This is a genomic window from Streptomyces sp. NPDC085927 (assembly GCF_044540975.1).
GTDB lineage: Bacteria > Actinomycetota > Actinomycetes > Streptomycetales > Streptomycetaceae > Streptomyces > Streptomyces hirsutus.
In genome coordinates, this window is the sequence record NZ_JBITSN010000006.1 from 319372 (window position 1) to 344776 (window position 25405).

At 70.9% G+C, this 25405-nt stretch carries 28 protein-coding genes; 14 read left to right on the forward strand and 14 right to left on the reverse strand.

Annotation, left to right across the window (positions count from 1 at the left end):
* Window positions 1-384: 384 nt before the first annotated feature.
* A complete protein-coding gene (locus ACIF80_RS18720) occupies window positions 385-1278 on the forward strand; it encodes a serine hydrolase (protein ID WP_399805826.1) in 894 nt (297 codons plus the stop codon).
* A 155-nt stretch (window positions 1279-1433) separates the two neighbouring features.
* The gene (locus ACIF80_RS18725) at window positions 1434-1976 is read left to right on the forward strand and encodes a dihydrofolate reductase family protein (protein WP_399805828.1); all 543 of its coding nucleotides are present in this window, start codon (window positions 1434-1436) and stop codon (window positions 1974-1976) included.
* A 335-nt stretch (window positions 1977-2311) separates the two neighbouring features.
* Here ACIF80_RS18725 and ACIF80_RS18730 read toward each other — a convergent pair whose 3' ends face one another.
* Together ACIF80_RS18730 and ACIF80_RS18735 are read right to left on the reverse strand one after the other, a co-directional pair.
* Window positions 2312-2608 (reverse strand): GYD domain-containing protein, encoded by a 297-nt coding sequence (locus ACIF80_RS18730; RefSeq protein ID WP_399805830.1) that lies wholly within the window; start codon window positions 2606-2608, stop codon window positions 2312-2314.
* Window positions 2609-3563: 955 nt separating this feature from the next.
* Window positions 3564-4295, reverse strand: coding sequence for a flavodoxin family protein (locus tag ACIF80_RS18735; RefSeq protein WP_399805832.1), 732 nt, complete (start codon window positions 4293-4295; stop codon window positions 3564-3566).
* A gap of 138 nt (window positions 4296-4433) precedes the next feature.
* Here ACIF80_RS18735 and ACIF80_RS18740 point away from each other — a divergent pair, with 138 nt between their 5' ends.
* From ACIF80_RS18740 to ACIF80_RS18750, 3 genes are all read left to right on the forward strand, one after another.
* Complete coding sequence (locus ACIF80_RS18740; protein WP_399805834.1) at window positions 4434-5453, forward strand: NAD-dependent epimerase/dehydratase family protein; 1020 nt, start codon at window positions 4434-4436, stop codon at window positions 5451-5453.
* A gap of 109 nt (window positions 5454-5562) precedes the next feature.
* Entirely contained in the window at window positions 5563-6258 is a 696-nt protein-coding gene (locus tag ACIF80_RS18745) for a glycosyltransferase family 2 protein (protein ID WP_399805836.1), read from the forward strand.
* Window positions 6255-7022 (forward strand): DUF2064 domain-containing protein, encoded by a 768-nt coding sequence (locus tag ACIF80_RS18750; protein WP_399805838.1) that lies wholly within the window; start codon window positions 6255-6257, stop codon window positions 7020-7022. The genes ACIF80_RS18745 and ACIF80_RS18750 overlap by 4 nt, the downstream gene beginning before the upstream one ends.
* Window positions 7023-7158: 136 nt before the next feature.
* Here ACIF80_RS18750 and ACIF80_RS18755 read toward each other — a convergent pair whose 3' ends face one another.
* Window positions 7159-7662: a hypothetical protein gene (locus ACIF80_RS18755; protein ID WP_399805840.1), complete on the reverse strand. Its 504-nt coding sequence runs from the start codon at window positions 7660-7662 to the stop codon at window positions 7159-7161.
* Window positions 7662-8900: a molybdopterin-dependent oxidoreductase gene (locus tag ACIF80_RS18760; protein WP_399805842.1), complete on the reverse strand. Its 1239-nt coding sequence runs from the start codon at window positions 8898-8900 to the stop codon at window positions 7662-7664. The genes ACIF80_RS18755 and ACIF80_RS18760 overlap by 1 nt, the downstream gene beginning before the upstream one ends.
* A gap of 112 nt (window positions 8901-9012) precedes the next feature.
* On the opposite strand from ACIF80_RS18760, the gene ACIF80_RS18765 reads away from it, so the two are divergent.
* Window positions 9013-10479: a hypothetical protein gene (locus ACIF80_RS18765; RefSeq protein ID WP_399805844.1), complete on the forward strand. Its 1467-nt coding sequence runs from the start codon at window positions 9013-9015 to the stop codon at window positions 10477-10479.
* Window positions 10480-10703: 224 nt separating this feature from the next.
* On the opposite strand, the gene ACIF80_RS18770 is transcribed toward ACIF80_RS18765, so the two are convergent.
* The 5 genes from ACIF80_RS18770 to ACIF80_RS18790 all read right to left on the reverse strand — a co-directional run bounded on the left by ACIF80_RS18770 (window position 10704) and on the right by ACIF80_RS18790 (window position 15616).
* A complete protein-coding gene (locus ACIF80_RS18770) occupies window positions 10704-11774 on the reverse strand; it encodes a CU044_5270 family protein (protein ID WP_399805846.1) in 1071 nt (356 codons plus the stop codon).
* Window positions 11771-12391: an RNA polymerase sigma factor gene (locus ACIF80_RS18775; protein WP_399805848.1), complete on the reverse strand. Its 621-nt coding sequence runs from the start codon at window positions 12389-12391 to the stop codon at window positions 11771-11773. The genes ACIF80_RS18770 and ACIF80_RS18775 overlap by 4 nt, the downstream gene beginning before the upstream one ends.
* A gap of 320 nt (window positions 12392-12711) precedes the next feature.
* The gene (gene ppk2 / locus ACIF80_RS18780; protein WP_399805850.1) at window positions 12712-13668 is read right to left on the reverse strand and encodes a polyphosphate kinase 2; all 957 of its coding nucleotides are present in this window, start codon (window positions 13666-13668) and stop codon (window positions 12712-12714) included.
* Window positions 13669-13718: 50 nt separating this feature from the next.
* The gene (locus ACIF80_RS18785) at window positions 13719-13961 is read right to left on the reverse strand and encodes a DUF6411 family protein (protein WP_399805852.1); all 243 of its coding nucleotides are present in this window, start codon (window positions 13959-13961) and stop codon (window positions 13719-13721) included.
* A 146-nt stretch (window positions 13962-14107) separates the two neighbouring features.
* Window positions 14108-15616, reverse strand: coding sequence for a helix-turn-helix domain-containing protein (locus tag ACIF80_RS18790; protein WP_399805854.1), 1509 nt, complete (start codon window positions 15614-15616; stop codon window positions 14108-14110).
* A 324-nt stretch (window positions 15617-15940) separates the two neighbouring features.
* Here ACIF80_RS18790 and ACIF80_RS18795 point away from each other — a divergent pair, with 324 nt between their 5' ends.
* The 7 genes from ACIF80_RS18795 to ACIF80_RS18825 all read left to right on the forward strand — a co-directional run bounded on the left by ACIF80_RS18795 (window position 15941) and on the right by ACIF80_RS18825 (window position 19435).
* Window positions 15941-16489: a DUF4232 domain-containing protein gene (locus ACIF80_RS18795; RefSeq protein WP_399805855.1), complete on the forward strand. Its 549-nt coding sequence runs from the start codon at window positions 15941-15943 to the stop codon at window positions 16487-16489.
* A gap of 515 nt (window positions 16490-17004) precedes the next feature.
* Window positions 17005-17427, forward strand: a complete 423-nt coding sequence (locus ACIF80_RS18800; protein ID WP_399805857.1) for a CBS domain-containing protein — start codon at window positions 17005-17007, stop codon at window positions 17425-17427.
* Between the two features lie 89 nt (window positions 17428-17516).
* Entirely contained in the window at window positions 17517-17744 is a 228-nt protein-coding gene (locus ACIF80_RS18805) for a DUF6480 family protein (RefSeq protein ID WP_399805859.1), read from the forward strand.
* A gap of 217 nt (window positions 17745-17961) precedes the next feature.
* On the forward strand, window positions 17962-18204 hold the full coding sequence (locus ACIF80_RS18810) for a hypothetical protein (protein WP_399805861.1): 243 nt from the start codon (window positions 17962-17964) through the stop codon (window positions 18202-18204).
* A 175-nt stretch (window positions 18205-18379) separates the two neighbouring features.
* Entirely contained in the window at window positions 18380-19042 is a 663-nt protein-coding gene (locus ACIF80_RS18815) for an NADPH-dependent F420 reductase (protein ID WP_399806128.1), read from the forward strand.
* Window positions 19043-19085: 43 nt separating this feature from the next.
* On the forward strand, window positions 19086-19325 hold the full coding sequence (locus tag ACIF80_RS18820; RefSeq protein ID WP_399805863.1) for a transposase: 240 nt from the start codon (window positions 19086-19088) through the stop codon (window positions 19323-19325).
* Window positions 19229-19435 (forward strand): hypothetical protein, encoded by a 207-nt coding sequence (locus ACIF80_RS18825; protein ID WP_399806158.1) that lies wholly within the window; start codon window positions 19229-19231, stop codon window positions 19433-19435. The genes ACIF80_RS18820 and ACIF80_RS18825 overlap by 97 nt, the downstream gene beginning before the upstream one ends.
* Before the next feature lie 41 nt (window positions 19436-19476).
* On the opposite strand, the gene ACIF80_RS18830 is transcribed toward ACIF80_RS18825, so the two are convergent.
* The 3 genes from ACIF80_RS18830 to ACIF80_RS18840 form a co-directional block, all read right to left on the reverse strand.
* Window positions 19477-20019 carry an MOSC domain-containing protein gene (locus ACIF80_RS18830; protein ID WP_399805865.1) on the reverse strand — a complete coding sequence of 181 codons (543 nt, stop codon included), beginning with the start codon at window positions 20017-20019 and terminating at the stop codon, window positions 19477-19479.
* The gene (locus ACIF80_RS18835; protein ID WP_399805867.1) at window positions 19916-20842 is read right to left on the reverse strand and encodes a Crp/Fnr family transcriptional regulator; all 927 of its coding nucleotides are present in this window, start codon (window positions 20840-20842) and stop codon (window positions 19916-19918) included. Before ACIF80_RS18835 ends, ACIF80_RS18830 begins: the two co-directional genes overlap by 104 nt.
* Window positions 20843-21136: 294 nt before the next feature.
* On the reverse strand, window positions 21137-23092 hold the full coding sequence (locus ACIF80_RS18840; RefSeq protein WP_399805869.1) for a YncE family protein: 1956 nt from the start codon (window positions 23090-23092) through the stop codon (window positions 21137-21139).
* A 450-nt stretch (window positions 23093-23542) separates the two neighbouring features.
* On the opposite strand from ACIF80_RS18840, the gene ACIF80_RS18845 reads away from it, so the two are divergent.
* Window positions 23543-23686 (forward strand): hypothetical protein, encoded by a 144-nt coding sequence (locus ACIF80_RS18845; RefSeq protein ID WP_399805871.1) that lies wholly within the window; start codon window positions 23543-23545, stop codon window positions 23684-23686.
* Window positions 23687-23857: 171 nt separating this feature from the next.
* On the opposite strand, the gene ACIF80_RS18850 is transcribed toward ACIF80_RS18845, so the two are convergent.
* Together ACIF80_RS18850 and ACIF80_RS18855 are read right to left on the reverse strand one after the other, a co-directional pair.
* On the reverse strand, window positions 23858-24391 hold the full coding sequence (locus ACIF80_RS18850) for a hypothetical protein (protein ID WP_399805873.1): 534 nt from the start codon (window positions 24389-24391) through the stop codon (window positions 23858-23860).
* Between the two features lie 469 nt (window positions 24392-24860).
* Window positions 24861-25337 carry an SRPBCC family protein gene (locus ACIF80_RS18855; protein ID WP_399805875.1) on the reverse strand — a complete coding sequence of 159 codons (477 nt, stop codon included), beginning with the start codon at window positions 25335-25337 and terminating at the stop codon, window positions 24861-24863.
* Window positions 25338-25405 lie beyond the last annotated feature (68 nt).

A 25405-nucleotide genomic window follows, 5' to 3' on the forward strand; every position in this document is an offset into this window, starting at 1 on the left:
GGAGAGGCCACCGCACCCGGGGACCAGGGGGTGGCGCGTCGCACGACATGGCGGCGCGGGGCAGGTGCACAGGGCCGCGAGAGACGGGCCTCCGCTTCATTTCCAAAGGGTCGTCAGGTGGCGTCTGCCGTGAGCGTGTTACGCCTTTAGGGGGAAATCGACCCGGGATGCGGCGCGCCTCACCCCGGAAAAGACTGTGAGCGTGGTTCTCCCTCCGGCTGTCTCCCGCTTGTGCGATTGAGGTTCGTGATGAATCCGAATCATGCTGCCTGTCCACCCCACGGAATGGGGCACCGGCCTGTCCCGCCCGGTCCGAGCGGACAGGGCAAGGCCTGCGCGCGGCGGGAGCGGATACGGCTGGTGCTGGCATGCTCAGCAGCGGGCATGCTGCTCACGGGCTGCTTCGCTGCCGGTCACACCACAACCGGTGACCGGGCCGGGCGCCCCCTGGCACAGAACCAGGCACCTTTGACGCCGGCAAACAGCAAGCCGGCCCAAGCGCCGCCGGGCCTCCCCGACACGCGGACGCCGGCCCCGACGGATGTGAACAACGCGCTCACTCGTCTGCTCGAACCGATTCGAGCACGGAGCGGCACTCAGGTGTCGGTCGCCGTTCTGGAGCCCAGGACCGGCCGGCGAATGGTGTACGGCTCACAAACACACATCACCGCGAGCCTGGCGAAGGTGAATATCCTGGCGGCACTGCTGCTGCGTGCCCAGCGCGAAAGACAGTCGCTCACCCCGGGGGAGACATCCACCGCCGCCTCAATGATCCAGAGCAGCGACAACGACTCCGCAGGTGCCCTGTGGCGACGTATCGGCGGCGGCCCAGGACTCACTGACGCCAACAAGGCCCTGGGGCTGACCTCCACCCAAGCAGGACCAGGTACCCACTGGGGCCTCACCCGCACCACCGCGGCAGACCAACTAACCCTGCTGACCGCCGTGTTCGACGCCCCTTCACCGCTCAGCGAAGCCTCACGCCACCTGATCCAGACCTTCATGGGCCGGATCGACGCCGACCAGGACTGGGGAGTGTCCGCGGAAGGCAGCCGTTGGCAACTCAAGAACGGGTGGCTGCAGCGCTCCCACTCGCAACGCTGGGCAATCAACAGCATGGGGCGGGTCAAAGCACACGGGAGCACGTTCTACGTCGTCGTCCTCTCTCACGGCAGCCCGACCATGTCTCACGGCATCTCCACGGTGGAGCGAGCGGCGCAAACAGCCGTCCATGCCCTTCGCAGCACCGCCCCTCCTGTGTCCCCGATCATCCGCTGACCTCTTTCCTGCCGACCCGAGGCCGCGTCTCCTGCCCCGGATGCCGGTTGTTCGCGTGGGGCCACCGCAGACAGGCGTGCGACTTCCGCCCTCGCCCTCCCCACCGGCCGAACTATGATGCGGCTCCGGGCCTCCAAAACCCTTGGGGAAAACGCATGAGTGATGTGAGCATCGGCACCGGCAAAGTGGTCGTGAACAGGGCGATGTCGCTGGACGGGTTCATCGCCGGTCCTGGCCACGCGATGGACTGGGTCGCCGAGTACCTGACTGCGGACGTGTTCCCGGAGGTCATGGCGGCCACGGGCGCCATGCTCATCGGCCGGGGCACGTACGAGGTCGCCAAGCGCATGGCCGACCAGGGCACCCCCTACGACGGGGGAGCACAGTTCGTCCTCACCCACGAGCCTCCTGGCGAGCCGGACCCTGCCGTCACGTTCCTCACCTGTGACCTTGAGGAGGCCGTTGCCACGGCACGCAGCGCCGCGGGCGGCAAGAACCTGGAGATCCTCGGTGCCGACGTGGCCGCCCAGTGCCTGCAGCGCGGGCTCGTCGACGAGATCCTGGTGTATGTCCTACCGGTGCTGCTCGGCGACGGTGTCCGCTTCTCGCCCCCAGGCCTCGACAGGATCGACCTGGAACCTTTCAGCAACACCCAGTCGGGTGCCGTCACGATGCTCCGCTTCCGCGTGCGAAAGTAGGCGCGGTTCCCCAGCAGTTGACACCAGCACGCGCGGACACCCCGATGTCCGGCTCGGGCCGGACATCGGCGACGTGCCTCGTGCGTTGACCGCGATCGTTCGATGAGTGGGTTGATCATGCTGCCGTGCGGTGGGGGCGGGCCCCTGGGTGCGGACTGTTCGTGGACCTGACTACCGCCCATCGATCACTTGCAAGGCTGTGACCTGCGCGCACGTCCGGGACGGAAAGGGGCTCCGGAGCCGCGTGCGCAGGTTCGAACCCTGCGAGGGCACCAGGAAAAAGGCCCCGGACCCATCAAGGTCCGGGGCCTTTTGGAATCAAGGCCGACATGCCCTCAGCCGGCGGCCTTGGCGATGATGCGATCCATCTCCTCTCGGCCAAAGGCCCGCAGGGTCGTCGTACGGGCGTTGCCCACTCCGCCAAGCTGCAGGAGCGCCGCGGTGGCGGTCTCGTCGTCGGGTGCCTCGACAACGGCCACGAGGTCGTACGAACCGACGGTCCAGTAGAGGTTCAGGACCTTCGCCCCGAGCTTCTGCGCCGCTGCGGCGAAGGCCTCGGCACGCTTTGCGGTGTCCTTGTAGTTTCGGATCCCTTGATCGGTCCAGTTCAGCAACGTGACATACGTCGGCATGGGCTTTCACCTTCATGAGGGAACACATCGCGAGATCAAGCCTGGGCATCACGACCGAAACGCGCACAAGGTGTGCACCCGAATGAGCAACAGCAGCCGATCACAAGTGGTTGACCACGGTGGCTGGAACCGGCGAAATAGCACTGTTCATGGCACGCGCCATCCCCTGTCGGGGCCGCCCTCGCCCGGCGTGAGCGGGTCCTGGGCGACACCCGCCCCGACGCCTTCACCAGCCGCAAACAACCTCGCTCATGCCCGTCAAGTCGCCCAAGGTGTGCAGCAGAGAAGTGCGGCAGTCCGTCGGCTCCGGACTCGCTGTCAGCGTCCCCGTCGATAGGCCAGGACGATCCCGATGGCAGCCAGCACCGCAACTACGACGACAAACCATGTCGGCATCGACCCGAGCCCTTTGTAGGCAAGGGGGACAGTTACGAGCATCGAACCTCCTCGAGCGAGAGGAGCTTTCGAGTGCCCGTCATAAAGATCGAAATGCATCGTCCGCAAGGGGTGTCACCGCAAGGCGGCATGCAGTCGCGGCACCGCAGCGAAGTACAACAACCACAGCAACCGTTCCCGCCCGGTGGCGTCTCCACGGAGCCGTGGCACGGTCGGCCGTCCGCGACCGATCCATACATGACTACGAGTCAGAAGGCTGCCGCACGGGAGATGATCCGGTCTCATGCCGGATCGCCTCCCGCCGACGTCTCGGCCGTTACCGAGAGGCCGGCGACCGCTCCGGGCTGCGGCAGCGCCTACGGGAAGCACTGGAGTGATCAGCTCCCACGACTCGTCCGACGTCGGCCGCTTCGGTCGTCCCTGCCCTGTACCTCCCGCACCGCCGGCCTCCTGCACCGGTTGCCTCCCGGGAGTCACTCGTCCGACTCCCGTCCGACGGACGGAATGGCCGTCCCGGGCTGCCCGGCGGATGAGGAAACCCCCGCGTCCGCCGGGGCGGTCAGCGGTGTTCGGGGTTGTCCGCGCCCGGGTGGCAGCCGGCGTCCCACTGCGAGCGCTGGTTGCCGTGGGCGGGGATGCCTCCGGCGCGCTTCAGCAGGGCGGCGAGGTGCATCAGGTTCCAGGTCATGAAGGTGGTGTTGCGGTTGGTGAAGTCGTTCTCCGGGCCGCCCGAGCCGGAGTCGAGGTACGACGGCCCGGGGCCGACCGTGCCGATCCAGCCGGCGTCCGCCTGGGGCGGGATCGTGTAGCCGAGGTGCTGGAGGCTGTAGAGGACGTTCATGGCGCAGTGCTTCACCCCGTCCTCGTTGCCGGTGATCAGACAGCCGCCGACGCGGCCGTAGTAGGCGTACTGCCCCTGGGAGTTGAGCAGCGAGGAGCAGGCGTAGAGACGCTCGACGACCTGCTTGGTGACGGAGCTGTTGTCGCCCAGCCAGATCGGGCCGGCGAGCACGAGGATGTCGGCGGCCATCACCTTCTCGTACAGCTCGGGCCAGACGTCGGTGGCGAAGCCGTGCTCGGTCATGTCCGGGTGGACGCCGGGTGCGATGTCCTGGTCCACGGCGCGGATCAGGTCCGTGGTCACGCCGGCGGCGTCCATGACGGCCCGGCTCCTGTCGATCAGGCCCTGGGTATGGCTGAGCTGCGGGGACGGTTTGAGGGTGCAGTTGAAGTAGAGGGCGGTCAGGTCGTCGTAGCGGTACGGGGTCTCGGTGGAGGGTGAGGCTGTCATGGGCGGCAGCCTCTCGCACGATTCCCGGTGTGCCCCGGTCCGACGCACCCGCGCACACCTCCCCCGCATGCCTGACGAAGTCATGGCCCACGGGCGCGGTCCCGTGGTGCGGCGCCGGTGCGGACCTAGCGTGGCCGTATGCGCGTACTGGTCACCGGCGGCGCCGGGTTCATCGGGTCCCATGTCGTCACCGTGCTCCGGGAGCGCGGACACGAGCCGCTCGTGTTCGACGTGCGGAAGGATCCCGGCGCCGACGTGCGGGACCCGGCAGCCGTCGGCCGTGCCCTGTCCGGTGTGGACGCCGTGTGCCACCAGGCCGCGATGGTCGGGCTCGGCAACGGGGTCGCCGACGCGGCGGAGTACGTCTCGCGCAACGACCTGGGCACCGCCGTGCTGCTCGCCGCCATGGCGGAGGCCGGCGTCGGGCGTCTCGTCCTGGCCGGGTCGATGGTCGTCTACGGGGAGGGGCGGTACGAGTGCCCGCGGCACGGAGCCGTACGGCCCGGGCCGCGTGCCGTCGCCGACCTCGAAGCGGGCCGCTTCGAACCCACCTGCCCGGCGTGCGGGGACGACCTCTCCCCCTGCCCGGTCGGCGAGGACGTCCCGGCCGATCCCCGGAACGTGTACGCGGCGACCAAGCTCGCCCAGGAGCACCTGGCCGCCGCCTGGGCCCGCTGCACCGGCGGGTCGGCGGTGTCGCTGCGCTATCACAACGTGTACGGGCCCGGAATGCCCCGCGACACCCCGTACGCCGGTGTCGCCTCCTTCTTCCGCTCGGCACTCGCCCGGGGTGAAGCACCGCGCGTGTTCGAGGACGGGCGGCAGTTGAGGGACTTCGTGCACGTCCGGGACGTGGCGGCGGCCAACGCGGTGGCGCTGGAGGCGGAGGCCGCCGGGGGTGTGCTCACGGCGTACAACACCGGCAGCGGTGAACCGCACACCGTCGGCGAGATGGCGCGGGCGCTGGCCGCCGCGTACGGCGGGCCCGAGCCGGTCGTCACCGGCGAGTACCGGCTCGGGGACGTACGGCACATCACCGCGGACTCGTCGCGGCTGCGGGTCGGGCTGAGGTGGAAGCCGGAGGTCGGTTTCGAGGAAGGCATGGCGGAGTTCGCGCGGGCCGGAATGCGAGGGACGCAGGACCGCGCCGGGGCATAGGACCGCGCCGTCGCCGGCGCGTGCCCGGGCGCCGCCCCGGCCTCGGACGTCCGCGTTTCGTGAGGAACGAAAGCCCGGTATGCCCGATTCGTGTTTGTAGGGTGACCCCGTGACGACGACTCCTCCGGACGTCGACGTGGTGCTGCCCTGCCTGAACGAGGCCGAGGCCCTCCCCTGGGTGCTCGAACGGATCCCGCCGGGCTGGCGCGCCCTCGTCGTCGACAACGGTTCCACCGACGGCTCGGCCGAGGTCGCCCGCGCGTACGGCGCGACCGTCGTGCACGAGCCGCGCCGGGGTTTCGGCGCCGCCTGCCACGCCGGACTGACCGCCGCCACCGCCGACGTGGTGTGCTTCTGCGACGGCGACGCCTCCCTCGACCCGTCGCTCCTCGTCCCCTTCGTCCGCGAAGTCCGCGACGGCGAGGCCGACCTGGTGCTCGGCCGACGGCGTCCGCGGGGCCGGGGCGCGTGGCCCGCACACGCCCGCGCCGGCAACCTCGCGCTCGCACGGATGCTGCGCCGCCGCACCGGGCTGCGCCTGCACGACCTCGGCCCCTTGCGCGCCGCCCGCCGCGCACCCCTGCTCGCCCTCGGCCTCACCGACCGGCGCAGCGGCTATCCGCTCCAGATGGTCGTCCGCGCGGCCGACGCCGGCTGGCGGATCGCCGAGCACGACGTGCCGTACCTGCCGCGCACCGGGGCGTCGAAGGTGACGGGCACCTGGCGCGGCACCTGGCAGACCGTGCGGGACATGAGGCGCGTGCTGCGCGAGCCCTCCGCGCACGGGGGAGGAACCGTCCGTTGACCACGCTCCTCGTCATCGCCAAGGAGCCGCGGCCCGGCCGGGTCAAGACCCGGCTCACCCCACCGTTCACACCCGGTCAGGCGGCCGAGCTGGCCGAGGCGGCCCTCGCGGACACCCTGCACGCCGTGGCGGCCACGCCCGCCTCCCGGCGCGTCCTCGTCCTCGACGGCACCCCCGGCCCCTGGCTGCCGCCCGGCTTCGACGTCGTACCGCAGTGCGCGGGCGGGCTGGACGAGCGGCTGGCGGCCGCCTTCGCGCACTGCGACGGCCCGGCCCTGCTCATCGGCATGGACACCCCGCAGGTGACACCGGAGCTGCTCACCGTGGACTTCACCGACTGCGACGCCCACTTCGGCCCGGCCGAGGACGGCGGTTTCTGGGCCCTCGGTCTGGCGCACCCCGATCCCGCCCTGCTGCGGGGCGTGCCCATGTCGACCCCGGGGACGGGAGCAGCCCAGCGGAACCGGCTCCTCACCGCCGGCCTGCGGGTGCGCGACCTGCCGGCCCTGCGCGACGTCGACACCGCTGCCGACGCCCACGCCGTCGCCGCCCTGGCCCCGCACGGCCGCTTCGCCACGCAGCTGGCCCGGTGCACGGCGGTCGCGGGGCCGGATGCGCGGCCGGTCACCAGGGGCGTATCACCGCCGGCCACAGAGCCGGACTCCGGGCCGGGCTCCGGGCCGGGCTCCGGGCCGGGCTCCGGGCCGGGCTCCGGGCCGGGCTCCGGGCCGGCAGGCCGGCCGGGCTCCTCGCCGGGCCCCTGACCCGTCGCGGAGCCGACTCCGCCCCCGGCCGTACCCCGCCCCTCACCGGCGGCGGCGGAGCCGACGCCTTCTTCCCCTGGGCGCGGCTCGGCACGCGGGTGCTGCTCCGGTACGCACAGGGCTGGGAACCGGCCGGTCAGTGGACGGCCGGCGGACGGTGCTTCGCCGCCCTGCGCAGCCGCCGCAGCTGCCGCAGTCGCAGCACCAGCAGCAGTGCCGCGCCGCCGAAGAGGACGGCGGTGATCAGCAGCCAGCGGGCGAGGAACACGTCCGCCGACAGTCCGGTGCCGAACCGGTAGCGCCGCTCCACCCTCCCGCTGATCAGCGGGAACCACACCAGAAGGAGCAGTCCGGAGAGGGCCGCCGGCACGCGTAGGTACGGCACCCACTCCCGGCGCCGGATCGTGCCGAGCCCTCGTACGGCCGCCCGGTCCGCTACCGCGTACAAGGGCAGCAGCACGAGGTCGTGCAGCAGCGCCACCCCCACGAACCACAGCGCCACGCCGAGCCAGTCGTCCGCGAGCAGCCGCACACCCGCGTAGGCGGCGAGCGCGAACGAGCAGGCCAACAGCAGGAGTTGCAGGGGACTGCCGACCGGAACGCGCGGAAGCCGCAGAGGACGCGGAAGACGCGGAAGCATCACAGGTCTCCGAACGTCATCCGGGCCACCCACTTGGTGTTGAGCACACCGGGCGCGGCGGGCACGATGATCCGCGCCGGGTGGCCGTGGTCGGGGGACAGCTCCTCGCCGTTGACGTACAGGGCGAGCAGGGAACGCGGGTCGGCCACCTGGTTGGCGCGCAGGGCGGCTTCCCGGAAGGCGCCGCTCCGCTGGAGGGACTCGACGAACACGTCCGGCGGGTCGTCGTCGTACCCGACGAGCGCCGCGAGGTCGCGCAGCCGCACCCCGCGCCACCACTGGTCCGACGTCGACCAGCCCTCCACGCAGGCGATGGGCAACGCCGCGCTGTGCAGGGGCAGCCGGAGCAGCTCGTCCCGGCGGAGGCGGACGGTGCCCGTGCGTCCCGTGACGACGAGCCGCCACGCGTCCTGGCCCGTCTCCGCCGCGTCGATCCCGGCGTACGCGGCGGTCTTGTTGATCTGGAAACCGTTCGGGCCACTGCCGGGATCGCCGCCGCCGTGCGGTGCGAGGAGGGCGGTGCGCCGCAGCGGACCGTCGAAGTTCTGTCCCACCGTGGTGGCGAACAGCAGCAGCGAGCCGCCCCCGACGAACCACAGGGCTCCACGCCGGGAGACGGTCGGCTCGGCGGGGCGCGGAGTCACCAGGTCGTTCCGCTCCTCCCGCAGGTGGCGCAGATTGCGCAGCGCCGTGGGCATCCTCAGCAGCACGTGGACGACGAACGCGGCGAAGAACACCCACGCCCCGTAGAAGTGCAGCGGGTAGAAGGAGCCGGGGAAGACGTAGTCGAGCTGGATGTTGAGCACACCGGTCACGAACTGGAACAGTGCGCCGCCCACCAGGAGCAGCAGCGAGATCCGCTCCAGGGCGTGCGCGAGCGAGCGGGCCGGCGGCAGCGCGAACAGCCTCGGCACCACGGACCACAGCTTGGCGAGCAGGACGGGGATCAGGGTGATGCCGAGGGTGACGTGGACGCCCTGGTTGAGCCGGTACAGCCAGTGCGGGTTCGTCGGCCAGGCGAAGAGGTAGAAGCCGAGGATCCCCTTGTCCGGTGTCATGTCGTTCACCGGCGACAGGCCGGGGTTGTAAGCGGCGTACGAGACCAGACCCGTCACGAACAGCACGGTGATGCCGACGAGCAGGACGAGGCCCAGCACCGAGGTGAACCAGGGGCCTCGCAGGGGGCTGCGCCAGAAGCCGGGCGAGAAGGGAAGCCGTGGAGCGTCAGGGTCGCGCATGTCCCGACGGTAGGCCGGAACCATCCGGCGAAAGGTGCGCAACCCCTGACGAAACGCCGACATCGGGCCCGGACAGCGGTCCGTGACCGGCCGCGCGGCCTAGCGTTCCGGTGTGATCCGCACTCCGCCCTCCGCCGGGCCCGGCGCCACGCACCCCGGCGCACCCCGCGGCCCGAGCCGTGACCTGTACGCCGCCGGGGCCGCCGTGCTGCTCGTGACGGCGGCCGTGCTGGTCGGCCGCCACATCCAGGGGACCAGCCGCACGCTGTTCGCCGACTGGCCCCCACTGCTGGCGTCCTGGGACCCCCACCTCGGCCCCGGCACTCCGGCGGCCGTCCTGGTGGCGATCGCCACCGTGGCGTACGGTCCCGCCCTCGCGGCCCGTCTCCCCTGGCGGGCCCTGGTCCCCCTGACGTGGGTCACGGCCATGGCGTGGACCTGGTCCCTCGCCCTGGTCGACGGCTGGCACCGGGGCATCGCCGTACGGCTCACCACCCCCCACGAGTACCTCCAGGTCATCGACCGTTTCCAGGACATCCCGGCGGCGCTGCGGGACTTCACCCAGCACATCCTGCTCGGCTCCCCCGACCACTGGCCCGCCCACATCGCCGGCCACCCGCCCGCGGCCGCGCTCACCTTCGTCCTGCTCGACCGGATCGGGCTGCGGGGCGGAGGCTGGGCCGGGGTGTGGTGCATCACCGTCGGGGCGACCGCCTGCGCGGCCGTGCTGGTCACGATCCGCGCCCTGGCCGACGAGGCACTCGCGCGAAGGGCGGCCCCCTTCCTCGTCCTGGCCCCGGCCGCCGTGTGGATGGGCACCTCGGCCGACGCGTACTTCGCGGCGGTGGCGGCGTGGGCGGTGGCGCTGCTCGCACTGGCGGTCACCGGACGGTCCCTGTGGTGGGCGGGGGCATCCGGGCTGCTGTTCGGCCTGACCTGCTACCTGTCGTACGGCCTCACGCTCGTCGCACTGATCGCGGCGGCGGTCATGGTGCTCGGCCGACACGGGATCCGGGGGCGCCCCGCCCTGCTGGTGCCCCTGCTCGCCGGACTGGCGGTGGTCCCGACGGCGTTCACGCTCGCCGGGTTCAACTGGTGGGAGGCCTACCACCTGCTGGTCACGCGCTACCACCAGGGCGTGGGCGGCATCCGTCCCTACGGCTACTGGGTGTGGGCCAACCTCGCCTGCACGGTGCTCGTCACGGGCCTGGCGACGGCGGCGGGCCTGCGGCGGACCGGTGCGGTGCTCGTCCGCCACCGCCGCGACACCCCCGACCGGGCGGCCGAGGTCCGCCTCGCACTCCTCGTGTCCGCCGCCCTCCTCGCCCTGCTGGTCGCCGACCTGTCCGGCATGAGCAAGGCGGAGACGGAACGCATCTGGCTGCCCTTCACGCTGTGGCTGCTCCCGGCCTGCGCGTTCCTCACCCTCCCCCGAGGTCTCGGCTCCTCCCCCACGTTCTCGACCTTGCTCGAACAGGGGGGACCCCCACGAGCAGGGGGGATCCCCGTCCGCGCTTGGCTCACCGCCCAGGCACTGCTCGCCCTGCTCCTCAACCATCTGTTGCTCACCCGATGGTGACCGCTTCCGAGGAGGCGGAAACCCGGGGCCATGACGATCGACGCACCGGCCGGGCGCTTCCTGCCCGGCAAGCGCTGGTGGCCCCGAACCACGCAGGGGTCTGATCCGCTGAACGGATCAGCTCTCTGCTCCCCGGCGCTTCGCGGATCCCGCCGGCCCGACCGGGCTCCAGGCCGAGGAACCTCTGCGCCCTCCCTCCCTCCCCCCCGTCTGCGCAGCCTGGGTCAGCTCTCGGTCCTGGCGGGTTCCTCGCCATGACGGTCGACGACCGCGCGGACCATGACGGCGTCGATGCCGTACAGCGTGTCGGTCGTGATGCCCCTGGCCTCGTCCCTGGTGATGTACGAGCGCGAGCCGAGGTGGGCGAGCGTGCGCTTGTCGAAGATCCACACGTCCCGGGTCGCGGATCCGGCGTCCTCGCGGGTGATGCCGATGCCGTGCCGGCCGGCGGCGTCGACGGCGTCGGGGATCTGGGTCACGCCGGGAATCCTCTCGACGGCCTTGTAGAGGGCGGAGGCGGTGGCGGGGGGCATGATCGTCGAGCCGAGCAGGTCGCCGATCCTCCCGAAGACGGCCTGGTACTTCGATTCTCCGTCCTCCACCCCGGTCCGGGAGTAGAGCAGTTCGAGCAGGGCGTCGGGGTCGGTGGGCAGCGAGGCCAGCCACTCGTACGTGGGGTGGTCGATGCCCGCCCGGACGGGATCGGTGAACTCGAGGGGCACCACCTGACCGGGCATGACGGCGTCCTTGCCGGTCTCCCTCATCCAGCCGGTCCTGGTCACCGGGCCGGGAACCTGCGCGGTCCACACCTCCTGCTTGTGCAGGGCGCCGAGCCGCACCGGACCGTTGAAGGAGCCCGTGTTCCCACGGATCAGGCGCTCGACGTACACGAACTGGCCGTCCTTCACCGGCGTGGCGTCGGTCTCCAGGGCCGCGGCGGCGATCCGGTCGAGAGTGACGGAGGCACTGTTCACCTCGGCGGGTACGGTGCCGGCTCCGGCCGCGGGGGCAGAGCCGTGGCCGCCATCGGAGAACGTGATGAACAGCGCCCCTGCCAGGACCATCGACACGGCCGGCAACACCAGGGCGGGGCGCGGGAGTCGGCGGCGCGGTGCCGGGGGCGTCCGGGGCGAGGGGGTGCGGGTCGAGGGGGTGTGGGCGCGGTCGATCTGCTGCATCAGGGCTTCCTTGTGACGGAGATGACGGCTCGGCGGGAGGTCCCATTCGGCCGATGCCAGCAGGTCCTCCGCCGCACTCCGGGCGGAGCCCGCGCGGGGCGGGTGGTCGGCGTTCATCGGGTTTCCTCCCGCAGGAACAGGGCCACGAACGCGGCCTCACTCTCCATCTCTCCGTGGGCGCCCGGTGGTTCCGCTTTCCGTCCGCGCAGTGGGGCGGAGCTGATCCGGGCCAGTCGCGCCCGGGCGCGCGAGAGCCGCGACCGCACGGTGCCCACCGGAATGCCGAGCGCCTCGGCGGCCTGCTGGTAGTCCAGCCCGGACGCCACGCACAGGGCGATCACCTCCCGGTCCTGGCGTCGCAGCCGGCACAGGGCGTCGTGGACCGCCGCGAGCCGGCGGGCGTCGTCGATCCGGCCGGCCGTCTCGTCCGCGAAGTCCTCGACCTGGCGGGGTTCGGGGCTGCGCGCCAGGAAGGCGAGCCGCCGGCGCACACCCCGGTTGGCGTTGTGCGCCTTGTTCGTGGCGATGCCGAGCAGCCACGGCTTGAGCGAGCCGCCCTCCGGCTCCACCGATTCCCGGGTGCGCCAGGCGGCGAGGAAGGTCTCGGACATCGCCTCCTCGGCGTCCGACCAGTTGCCGGTCAGCCGCAGGGCATGGTTGTAGACCGCCCGCGCGTGCTGGTCGTACAGGTCGGCGAACGCGGCACGGTCCCCCGAGCGTATGCGCGTGCGCAACGACTCCGCTGGTTCTGTATGGCTCACACTCTTTACTCTCCGCCGCCCCGGCCCGGTTCCTGTGGCATGGGCCACAGCACTGTCGGACGGGGCGGGGTGCCGTCGGAGCGTGAGTGTCGCAGCGCGCAGTCCCTCCCCCGGTCCCGAGCCGCACCGTCGGCAGGTCGGTTGCGACGGGGCCCGTCACAGGCCGGGGCAGGCGCGGAGCCCGTTCGGTCACCGTTTCCTGACGCCCTGCACGACCTCGAGTACCGGGAGGATCACCGGCCGCCCGGGTAACGCTTCATCAGCCGCTTCATCTCATGAGGGGCTCGTGGGCGTCAGGCGGTCCCGGGGTGCTTGCCAGGCCCCTCGGCGCCGGGGGACAACGGAGTGGGTGACAGGGCGGTGTCCTCCTCACCGGGCTCCAGAAGGGTGTCGGCGGCGCCGACGACGAGGGGATCGGGTGTGCCGACCGCCTCGCTGTCCTTACTGGCGTAGTCGATGCGCGACAGCAGACTGCGCATGGTCTCCAGGCGGGCGCGCCGCTTGTCGTTGCTCTTGACGACGGTCCAGGGGGCGTGGGCGGTGTCCGTGGCGCGGAACATGTCGACCTTCGCCTCGGTGTAGTCGTCCCAGAGGTCCAGTGACGCCAGGTCGGTGGGCGAGAGCTTCCACTGGCGCACCGGATCGACCTGCCGGATCGCGAAGCGCGTGCGCTGCTCGGAGCGGGACACCGAGAACCAGAACTTCACCAGCAGGATGCCGTCGTCGGTCAGCATCCGTTCGAAGGCCGGGCACTGCTCGAGGAACAGCTCGTACTCGTCCTTGGAGCAGTACCCCATCACGCGTTCCACGCCGGCCCGGTTGTACCAGGAGCGGTCGAAGAAGACGATCTCACCGGCCGTCGGCAGGTGCGCGATGTGCCGCTGGAAGTACCACTGGCCCGCCTCGCGTTCGGTGGGCTTGTCCAGGGCGACCACGCGTGCGCCGCGCGGGTTGAGCCGCTCGGTGAGCCGCTGGATCGTGCCGCCCTTGCCCGCCGCGTCACGCCCCTCGCACACGACGACCAGGCGTGCGCCGGTGTCCTTGACCCACCGCTGGAGCTTGAGCAGCTCGACCTGCAGGACGCGCTTGGCCCGCTCGTACTCCTTGCGGCTCACCTTGCGGTCGTACGGATGGTTCTCCCGCCATGTCCGGATGGGACGCCCGTCCGCGTCCAGCACGATCGGCTGTTCCCGCCGACTGGCATCCACCGTCAGCCCGTCCAGCAGCTTGTCCGCGTCTTCGGCGTTCATCACCGGTCTCCCCGCTCGATCCGCTCGGTCCGCTCCGTCCGCACAGCCGGTCAGAAGGGCATACGGCCACGGGAGCGGCGGCCTGCCGAACCGCTGCGGCTCACCGCGCGCGAACTGGTGTGGAAGGGCTTGCTGAAGATCCGGCCCAGGATGCCGGGCGCCTTGCCACCGGCCCGCGCCCCGGCACCGAGCGTACGTTGCGTGCCGCGTTCGGGATGGCGGGAGAGACGGGGGACGAGGAAGGCCAGGACGGCCAGGACCACACACACGGCGATGACCGCGACGACTACCATGATCGGCTCCCTTCACTGGTGGACGGACATACGGGTGCCCCGTCCCGTCCCACCCATGTGAGCAGCGAAGGCTCCGACCCGGGACACGCGCCCGGCGTCGTCGACGCTTCGGCCCCGACATGTCCTCGACGTCGGGGCCCCGGGGGTCAGTTCTCCGCCACGCTGAACCATTCGGTGCCGCCGAGCAGGTGCTCGTAGACGGGACGGCCCTGGCTGCCGCTGGTGCGGAACGGTTTTCCGTGGTCGTCGATCCGTGTGGTTCCCTGACGGCCGCCGCTGGACCACTGCAGCTCCGCATACCAGTTCACATCGTGGACGTCGGCACCGGCGGTGATGTACAGCACCTCGGGATCGGACCGGCTGACCTTGTAGGGGAAACCGCGCTGGCCGGCCTTCGGCACGATGGTGGGGTGACCGGCGTCGAGGTCCGTGTCGAACGACCTCGTCTCCACGCCTCCGCCGCAGCCCGACGACCCCAGGTACGCGTTCCAGGCCGGGGGCGCGCTCGAGCTGACCACGCGGACGTGCAGGGACTCGATGACGACGGTTTCGTCCCCGATGCCCTGGACGGTCAGCGCCACCCGCTGCCGGTCGGCGGCGACGGCGCCGTGCGCCTTCACCCAGCCCGGCACGTCCTGCCCCATCACCGGCGGCGAGACTTCGCCGGGAGGCCGGTTGATCAGGTACTTCCCCTCGCACTGCGGGTCGTCCCAGGCGTAGGTGCGGGTGCTCACCGTGAGCGGGACCTCATCGCCGTCCTGGGCGCGGCCCGTGTCGGTGCCGGGCGCCGGCGGCTTGGCGTCGGGCGTCCCGGGGGCCGGAGCCGGAGCCGGGGAGCGGCTCGGGCGCGCGGAGGGGGACGTGGACGCCGAAGGGTGCGGCGTGGAGGCGCCGGAGGCCGGTTCTTCGGAGGAGGTCACGGTGTCGGCCGGCCGGCCGTTCTCCGCCAGGTCTTTCTCCCCGCTCTTCAGACCGACCGCGAGCGCGGTGGACACGGCGACGACGACGGCGGTGCTCGCCGCGATCAGGGCCCACCGCCTGCGGGCGGTCCGGAGGGGCGCCGGAGTGCGGTGAGTGAGAACGGCCGTCTCCGGCGACGGTTCGGCGACGGGGCCGGGAGGGGCCTCGGGCTCGCTCGTGGAGGTGGAGGTGGAGGTAAAGGTGGGCGTGGGTGCGGACGTGGTCGGCGGCGCGGGCGGGGGAGCGGGTGCGGGCACGGGTGCGGGTGCGGGCACGGGCGGAGTGTCCGGCACGGGCGGAGTGTCCGGTACGGACTCCGGCTGGGGTCGGTGCTCTGTGCGTACCTGCGCGGAGCGTGGCTCCGGGCCTGAGCCGCCGGGCGTGGACGCTCCGGCCTGCTCCGCGGAGTCCGGTTCCGCATCAGCCGTGGTCCGCCGGGCACGTTCCCGCGCCGCGTCCGCCAGGACCCAGCGCCGGTGCAACTCGACCCGTTCCTCGGGAGTCGCCTTGCACACCCGGGCGAAGCGGGAGACGGCAGCGTTGTCGGCCGGTACGCCTTCCCCCTTGCAGTACCGGTGCAGCGTCGAGGTGCTCATGTGCGCCCGCTTCGCCAGCGCCTCGTAACTCAGCCCGGATCGCTGCTTCAACTCGCGCAACAGCGCCGCGAAATCAGCGATCTCCTCAGCCGCCCCCACCAGTTCCCCATTCCGTTCGGCATCCCATGAAGGTCACGTTTCCCCAGGTCAGAGCAGGTCGCGCATCCCAACGTCCCAAAAATCCCGATGGAATGGCGCATGGGACGCCGCATGACACAGCCTTGGACCATCCAAGCACGGCGCCTCGCCGGACACGGTGATCCGCCCCGCTCAACTCCCTTTCACGATCCGCGCTTCCTGCGTGCCCACCCGCACTCCACGCAGCGCGGCCAGGACAAGACCGGTCGGCCGGCCGCTCAGCCGACCGACACAGTTCACCACCGAAAAATCATCTTCCTGATGTTCAGAGAAAGCAGTCCACTCATGCGTATCGCCACTCGTTTCGCCTCCCGCACGGCCGCCTCCTCCATGGTCGTCGCCGCCGCCCTCGCCTTCGTCGGCTTCCAGGCCGCCGGGCAGACCGCCTCCGCCGCCACGGCGAAGGCCTCCGCGGTCGTCACCTGCACCACGGCAAACACCAAACTGACCGTCACCGAGGTGTCCCGCCCGATCAACCACCTGCTGCTCAAGGCCACCAACACCGGCACCAAGCCCTGCTACGCCTACAGCGCCCCGTACCTGAGGGCCGGCGCCGACGCCCAGGCCCCGCTGCCGTGGGCCGAGGAGACCACACCGCAGGCCGTAGTGGTGCTCGAGCCCGGTCAGTCCGCGTACGCGGGCATCACGACGTCCTCCCCCGAGGGCGAAGGGGGCGCCACCGAGAAGACCCTGGGCGTGTTCTTCGCCGGCAAGAAGGGCAACGCGACCTCCACGGAGAAGACCCTGAAGCTGCCGAACGGCGGTGTCTTCTTCAACAGCGCCGCCACCGTCACCTACTGGCAGGACAACGCGGCGGACGCCCTCGTCTGGTAGCCGTAGCCGCCCCGGCGTCCCACGACACAGCCGCCGCCGGCCGCACCGGGCGTCCCGTCTTCACCGGGGCGCGGTGCGGCCGGCTGCTCAGTGTCGGGCTCGACGAAGGCGAGCGCGGTGACCGGGTCGGGGTGCGCACAGCCGCAGGGATGCCCGGGCACCGTCCCGTCCTGTAACCCCGTCCGGGGTCGTGACGGGATTACGAGCCCGTGTCCGGTTTACGAGCCCGTGGCGGGCTCACGAGGCCGGGAGGTCCAGCGGCGCCCGGCAACCGGCAGGGCCTGTCTGCGGACGTGGCCCGTCCCGCCCCCTCGGAAGTCACCCTCCGTGAGGAAAGTCCCGCCCCGGTACTCGCAGCACTCGTAGTACTCGTATCGAGGTACCGGGACGATCACCGATCCCGGCCGTTGCCCACACGCCCCTGGTGACCACGTGAGGACCGGTCGCCCACGGGTACTCGGCAGGCCGATCGGCGGGAAGCGCACCGCCCACTCACTCCACGGAGGGATGGTCCCATGGCTCAGCATGTCAGCGACGTCATGACGAGTGCCCCGGTGACCGTCGAACCCCGGACCTCGGTGACGGTCGTGGCCCGGATGATGCGGGACGAGGACATCGGTGCCGTTCTGGTCGTCGAAGGCGAGCGGTTGCGGGGGCTGGTCAGCGACCGTGACCTGGTGGTGCGCGCACTGGCCGAGGGCGGCGATCCGAACCGTACGACCGTGGCGAACGCGTGCAGCGACGACCTGGTCACGGTGAAACCCGACGACGACCTGGTCCGCGCGGTGGAAGTGATGCGTGAGCACGCGGTCCGCCGTGTACCGGTCGTCGACGACAGCCGGCACGCGGTGGGCATCGTCTTCCTCGCGGACCTGGCCATCGAGCGCGACCCCGAGTCGGCCCTCGGCGACATCAGCGCCGCCAGGCCCAACAAGTAGCGCGCCGTCCGTATGCATCCGTATGAGGGCGGTGCGATGTCAAGGAGAACCAGCCCGCAGACAGATGAGTGCCAAGAGGAGCGTGTGCCATGACAACTCCTGATCCCGACCCGAGGCGAACCCCGGAGGCCGCACCGAGGAGCGGCGTCTCCCCCGGTGAGACGCCTCCCGCCGAAGGCGGCACGTACGGCATCTCGTATCCGGAGCCACCCGAGCAGCGCAAGGGGTGGGGGACGATGCCGCTCGTCCTGATCATGGCGGTGGTGGCGCTGGTGGTGATCGGACTGATCGCCATGGTGGTGACCCTGATCGTGTAACGCTTCCCATGCCTGCTCAGGGGGCCGCGAGGTGGTGCCGCCAGGTGTTGGTCGCCGCCAGGTGTCTCCGAGGGAGGATTCGCGATCCTGGGGCCCACTCCCGCGGTCGTGGGGCTTGTGCTCCAGGCTGCGCGGTGGCGCTCGACCGGTCCCTTGAGACTCCACCGGCCGCGAGGGCGGGCTTCCTCAGGGTGATCGCGCTCCGCGGAATGAGCGGATGGGAGCAGCCGTGATGATCGTCCTGGGTCCGCTGATGATGTCACTCGCGGGCATCATCCTGGCTACTGATTACCGAGGGTGGCGGGATGCGGCGGCCAAGGCTCACGGAGGAGTCTGGAGCGCCGGCCACTCCACGTCCTACGGGGCCTTCCGGTACGTGGGGCTGATGGCGGCGTGGGCGGGAGCCGTTCTCACCGTGGGAGCCACGGCACTCGTGATCTTCATCTACGCGAGGAGGTAGCGGGCCAGGAGCTGCCGTCGAATGGTCACGCCGGGTATCGGGAGCGAAGCGAAGGTGACGGCCGCCCGGTGGGAGTCGGCAGTCCTGTCGTGGCGAGTGGCGAGTGGCGAGTGGCGAGTGGCGAGTGATCACGGAACTAGGTCTTTGGTGCCGGCGCACCCGGGCCCGAGGTCCGATCCGCAGCGCCCCGACGACAGCTAGCGTCCCAACCATGCGATTAGGACTACTTGGCACCGGCAATGTCGCCCGAGCACTGGCCCACGGCTGGAGCGCCGCAGGGCACGACGTGCTCCTCGGTTCACGTCATCCCAAGGACCGGACGGACCTCGGTCTCCCCGTGGCAAGCCTGAACGAGACAGCCGCCCACGCGGAGGTACTCGTCAACGCCACCCCGGGGGCCGTCTCCGTGGAACTGTTGCACTCCATCGGGGCACCGGCGCTGGCCGGCACCCTGCTGATCGATGTCGGGGTCGGCCTCTCCGACGACTTCACCGAGCTCTCGCACCCGAACAGCAGCCTGGGTGAGCAGATCCAGGAGGCCTTCCCCCTGACCCCCGTGGTGAAGACGCTGTGCACCATGGACTCCACCGTGATGACCGCCCCGGACGGTCTGGAGGGCCCGAGCACCGTTTTCCTCTCCGGCGACGACGCCGAAGCCAAACGGATCACCGGTCAGTTGCTGACCGACCTCGGCTGGCCCGCTTCGTCCCAGCTGGACATGGGCGGCATCACCACCGCACGCGGACAAGAGCACTTCGCCCTGCTCTTCATGGGCATCGCGAGCGGTCTGGGTTCTCACACGTTCAACATCAACGTGGTCGCTCACCCCTCTGCCTAGAGCCCCGCCGTCCATGTGATGCTGATCGGTGGATCACGGTCGGGTGATACGCCGTCATGAACTGTCCGACGCGGAATGGGACTTCGTCCGTCCACTGCTGTCCGCGCCGTCGCGGGGCCGCAAGCGGCTGGACGACCGGACGGTCCTCAACGGGGTCCTGTGGAAGTTCCGCACCGGGGTGGCCTGGTGGCCTGGCGAGACGTGCCCGAGCGGTACGGCTCCCGGGTCACCCCGCACACGCGATTCCGCCGTCGGGCGAAGGACGGCACCTTCACCCGCCTGAAACACTTGAAACACCTGAAACAGTGGCGCGGCATCACCACCCGTTGCGACAAGACCGCCGAGTCCTACCGGGCGTCCGTCACCCTCGCATCACCGCTGATGTGGACGTGACATCTGACGACAGGCCCTACGGCCTGCCCGATGGAGGAGCGTCAGACCCGTTCCAGGGGCCGGTGCGGCCCGCTGGGCAGCTCCGCTCTGATCGCGTCGCCCGGACGCACCGCGCCGCCCTCCTTCACGATGCTCATGATTCCGGCCTTGCGCACGATGTTCCCGGCTTCGTCGCGGCCGGCCACCTGCTTCAGCAGGCCGTCCTGAAAGTTGTCGATCTGCAGGCAGGGATTGCGCAGGCCGGTCACCTCCAGCACCGCGTCGTCGCCGATGCGCAGCAGCGTGCCGACCGGCAGACCGAGCAGGTCGATGCCGCGGGTGGTGATGTTCTCGCCGAGGTCGCCGGGCGCCACCTCGAATCCCTCCGCACCGACCTCGGCGAAGAGCTCTTCATGGATGAGGTGGACCTGGCGCAGGTTCGGCTGTGTGGGGTCCTGCGCGACCCGCGAGCGGTGCTTGACCGTCACGCCGGCATGGACGTCACCCTCCACACCGAGCCCGGCGAGCAGCGTGACGCTGTCCCGGTTCGGCTTGGTGAACGAGTACTCGCCGTTGCTGCTGACCGCCGTCACTGTCCCGCTCATCCTCGGGTCCCCCTCTTCGACCATGACCGGCCACGACCCTAACCGCCGGGCCCCGCAGCCGCCACGGTCGTGCGCACGGCCGCAGGGCCGAAGCCGACGCCAGTACCGGGCACTGTCCCAGCTGCGCGCCGTCTCCGCCGAGGAGTACCGCGCGATCGGGCGCTCCCGCGTGGACAACGACGCCTGGCGCGGCCGCGTACGGGGCGCAGGACGCGAGGTCGTTCAGGGCGGCGGTGACGGTGTTCCGGGACGTCCCCAGGTGCTGGGCCAGCTCGTGACGGGTCAGCGCGAGCTCCACCGGACCGCCGGTGCCCTGCGCGGAGTGGGGCTGTCCCGAGATGTCGATCAGGTGCACCAGCGCGGCGGCCAGCCGGGTGCGGACGTCGCCACCTCCGCGGGCCTCGTCCGATTCCCTCAGTCGCGTGAGGGCGTACCTCACGAGCACGGGGAACAGGCCGTGTCTGCCGACGAATGCCAGGAACTCCGCCTTCCTCATGACCCCCACGGTGCAGGGGGAGATGGACTCGGCGTTCGCCGAGCGGACCCCGTCGTCCAGCACGGCCACCTCACCCAGCAGTTCACCGGGGCCCCGGAAGGCGAGCAGCGACAGGTCCCCGTTCCGCTCCTGGCGGATGACCTTGGCCACGCCCGTCACGACGGTGAGCACGTGCGTACCGGGCTCGCCCTGCCGCAGCAGCACGCTGCCCGCCGGATGCCGGCGTTCGAAGGAATGCTCCAGGAGATCGGCCCAGACTCCTTCTCCGGTGAAGTCCCGGAGGCTTCGCCGTGATGGCGTCGGCTCTTGTGTTCCGCGCTCGGTCACACCATGGCCTCAGTCGTTGCACCTGGCCCGGTGTGTGTCCGGGCGCGGGAGGTGAGAGAAGTCGGCCCGCTCCGGGAGACGCGCCTGCGCGCCCTCCCCTTCCGCTGATGCGGCGTCATGCCGTTCATCATGCTGTATCCGTAAGGGAGTTCGGGCACAGTCCGCCATCACCGTCACGTCGTCGGAGCCCGGGCGACCGTGGCCCGGCCTTCGAGCCGATGTCTCCGGCCTCACTCCGTCGCCGATACGGCCCGGGCGAGCGGGGCCGTACCGGCGGCGGCTGCCGAAGAGGGCTCAGTTGGTGAAGGTGAAGTACTTCCAGGCGCCGTGCGTCGTGGAGTTGACGGTGTCGCCGGAGGAGCCGTTGATGTACGACGAGCGCATACGGGCGCGGATGCCGGACTCGCCCGGCGCCTCCAGTTTCACGGCCGACTTGCCGTTGGTGCCCAGGGCGAAGTACTCGGAGCCCGAGTCGTACCACGAGCCCTGCACGTACACCTGGAGCTGGAAGCGCTGCATGCGGCCGGTGTAGTGGTTCATCGTGGTGGTGAACACCGGGTCGGTCTTCTTGCGGAAGTAGGAGTACGTCGTGGAGCCGATCTTGCCCGTCTTGTAGTGCTTGGAGACGGTGGTGGAGACCTTCGCCTTGGCGTACGCCGTGGACTTGACGGTCTTGGAGGCGTGGCGGGCGTCTCCGGCGAAGACCGCGGTGACGGCGGTGTCGCGGGTCATGTCGACCACCGCCGACAGGTTGCCCTTGGAGTTGACCTTGGCCTTCTTCAGCAGCTTCTTCGGCTTGTCGGAGCCGAAGGGGTCCGCGTAGATCGCGACCGTGCGGTTCTTGTACGTCGTACCGAGGTGGGCGGTGAAGGTGACGTCCTTGCCGTACGAGTACAGCTTGCCGTTGTTGTTCAGGCTCAGCGCGGTCGCCTTGCGCGAGACCTCCACCGCGTCGGAGCCGGAGGCGGGTGCGTGGGTGGCGTCGCCCGCGTAGGAGACCTTGTAGGTGACCTTGCCCCCGGCGGTCGGGGTGTCCGTGAAGGAGAAGCTGCCGTCCGCCTTCGTCCTGACCGCGGCCAGCGCCTTGCCGTCCGGCGTCTCGAGGTCCGTGCGGGTCACCTTCAGGCTGGTGCCCGCCGCGGGGGTCTTCTTCGAGGTCAGCTTGCCGGTGACGGTGAGCTTCTTGGCCCGTTCCGACTTGGTGGGCGCCGACACCTTGAGGGTGGGCAGTTCCTTGGTGGGGTCGGTCAGGGCGCGGAGGGTGTACGTGCCGTAGGTGTTCACGGAGACGGCGAAGACCCGGCTCGCGTCCGGTGCCCAGGCGAGCGCCCCGTCCACGAGGGTGTCGGCGCCGCTGCTGTTGCCGGTGTTGGGGAAGTCGTACTCCCGCACCGGCTCCGGGTCACCGGGCCGGTGGATGTGGACGTCGGGGTCGTACCAGGAGAAGCTGCCGCCCGCGACGCTGCCGTCGGGCGCGACCCGCACGGCGTTCGGGTAGGCGTCGATCGGGTAACCCGCCTGCTCGGTGAGGTCGGTGGCCGAGTAGGCGCCGATGCCGTAGCCGTAGTCCGGGTCGCCCCACGAGGTGAGCACCTGGGCGCCGTCGGGCGTCAGGTCCAGCTGCTTCACGCCGGTGTCCATGCCGCCCTTGACCCGCAGCGCGGCGCCGTCGGCCGAGACGTCGTACACGGCGAGGTCGCCGCCGTTGCCCGCCACCAGGACGCCCGGGACGGCCGGGTCGGAGGCCAGGAACATCCCGTAGGCGCCGTAGAAGTCGACGTCGCCCCGCTGGGCGAGCCGGACGACGGGCTCGGCGCCGGAGACGTCGAGCGAACCGAAGTCGGTGCCGTGGGCGAACCAGATCCGGCCGTCCACCACCTCCAGGTCGCCGGGAGCCGTGCCCACCGGGTAACTCGCGGTCCGGGTGTACGTCTCCGTCTCCACCGAGACGATCCGGTTGCCGTCCTTCACGGCCGCGTAGACCTGGCCGGAGTCGGCGGACAGCGCGAGGCCACTCACGCCGGAGAGCCCGGTCAGGGTCGCCTTCACGGTGCCCGAGTAGTCGGCGACGACGATCTTGCCGCCGGCCGGATCGGAGACGTAGACCCGCCGGTGGGTGCCGTCCACGACGATGTCGCCGACCGACTTCACCGGAAGGACTTTCGCGGAGTCGGCCGCCGCCGGCCCCGCCGTTCCCGCGGCCAGGGCCGCGGAACTGAGAATGACCGCGAGTGCCGTCGCGATCGACATGCTGCGCCTGCGCACAGTGCTGTGACCCCCACAGAAGAAGCCCGGTGCTCACCGGGCGGAAACGAAATGAACGGCCGCGCGTCCCCCCTCGCACCGAGGACGGTGCATGGACGCTGCCGAAAACGCAGCGTATGGCATGCCAGTGACAATCGAGGACTGGAATTTCACGGCTCAGCTCGTTCCGGCAAGGGTTGAGGGCTGGGGCTGGGGCCGGACTTGGCCGCGGACGTCGGCCGGCCACCACCCGGGCGGCCCCCGGTACACGCGGCCGATCGACGGCCGGTGGTCGAGCGGTGGTCGGGCGAACCGGCCTTGCGACGTTTTCCGTGGCCCCGATGGGACACCCGAAAGGGAAAAGCAGCAGGGGCCGGAAAACCAGACGGGCCCAACGGGACGGACTCAGAAGGAAGATGAACCGCAGTGACTGTGGAAGTCAGGAAGAAGGACACCGTGCGACCGTCCGAAACGGGCTGGGCGAAGGCACGTCGGCTGCGCGGGCAGCGCATACGCACCTGTGAGCGCGCGACGCTCGACGGCGACGCGAGGCAGACGCGGCAAGGGGGCGACTGGAACGTGGTGCGGGGCGAGGACTGAGGTGCTGCCGCCGGGGCCCGTCACCGATCGAACGCGCCCTTCGGGTACAGGCCCGGAGGGTGTGCTTCGCCACTCGCTCTCCGGCTCCCTCCACCGCGCCGCGCACTCGGGGGCGGGGCGGGGACACGCACAGAGCATGCGTGCTCAGCCGGATACGGCCGACCTGCGCTTTCACTCCGGTGTTCGTGCCCTGTCCTCACCCCATGCCGAGACACGGCCGTCCCCCTGCTCGACGACGGTCCAGGGAAGTGGCGGGCGTCTCTTGTCCGACCCCGATCCCTGACCCGGGCGGCTGTTCCACATCAGCAGCAGGTCGCGCGCGTAGAACCGGGCTCTCGGATACCACCGCTGCCCGTCCACCGTGTCCGGAAGGGTGTCAGGGCGGTCATCCTTGATCTGCGTGACACTCCGGCCGTCCATTCCGATCAGCTCGGCGAATCCCCCCAGCGTCACCTCGCGGTCCAGATCCTCTTCGCTCAGTTCCACCGGATCAGCTCGCCGCGGGCGAAACGGTTCCAGCTTCGCCGGGTCGTACAGCGCGCTGCCTCCGCCCCCTCCCTTGTCGCTCATTCCGAAGCGAGGCCGCTCCGGTGCGGGGAATCCGGGGTAGTAACGCGGCATCACATGCACCACATAGCCATGGCTGTAGCCCACTCGGGCAGCCCACTCCCTCAGTGTCACCCACCCCTCGTCGGACTCCGCCACGATCCGCTCCCCCTCCCCGGAGTCCGCGACACGCGGATGCCCCGTCGATGTCATACCCATGGTCGCGGCTGCCCATGGCAACCCGAAAACCCTTGTCGGGCGAGGCCGTGGGCCGCGGTCGATGCCGGGACGGGACACCGACCGCTCCGCCGACCGGCGTACCGTCCCGGATCGGGACCGCCGGGACCGCCGGGACCGCTGGGGCCGCTGGGGCCGCTGGGACCACCGTGGCCGCCGTGGCCGCCGTGGCCGCCGTGGCCGCCGTGGCCGCCGTGGCCGCCGTGGCCGCCGAAGCGAGCATGTCCGGCGGTCGCGGACCGCACCGCTCGCAGGGCCTCACGGCTGGGCGCCCCTCCGGGTAGTACCCGGAGGAGCGCCCTCGTCCGCAGCGGCGTCACGCGCCTCGTGCGCGTCTGCTGCTCCATTCCCGCCGGCCCGATCGCACCGCCCCGACCGCGCCGGCTCGTCCTCAGTGGACCGAGCCGGGGTCTCCGGGCCGGATGCGTCCCCGCCAGGCGCCCGTCTCCCCACCGTGCTGTTCGATGTACTCCTTGAAGCGGTGAAGGTCTCCCTTGACCCGGCGGTCGATCACGCCCAGCATGTCCGCGCCCTTCTCGGCCATGCCGGAGGGCTCGACGTCCATGGTGAGCTCCACTCGGGTATGGGTGTCGTCCAGCCGCTCGAACCTGACCGATCCCCGTTGCCGGGTCTCGCCGTCGACGGACCGCCAGGTGATCCGGTCGTCCGCCAGCTGGTCGACGATCTCGGTGTCGAACTCGCGCCGCACCCCGCCGATGCTGGTCTTCCAGTGGTTGCGGCGCTCGTCGAGCTGCCGCACCTCCTCGACGCCCTCCATGAACTTCGGGAAGTCCTCGAACTGCGTCCACTGGTTGTAGGCGGTGTGGACGGGCACCTCGACGTCCACCGCTTCCTTCACCGTGCTCATCGATTCCTCCTCGCCTGCGGTCGTTCCGCACGACGCCGGGTACCCGGGTCCGGACGGATGAGACCTTC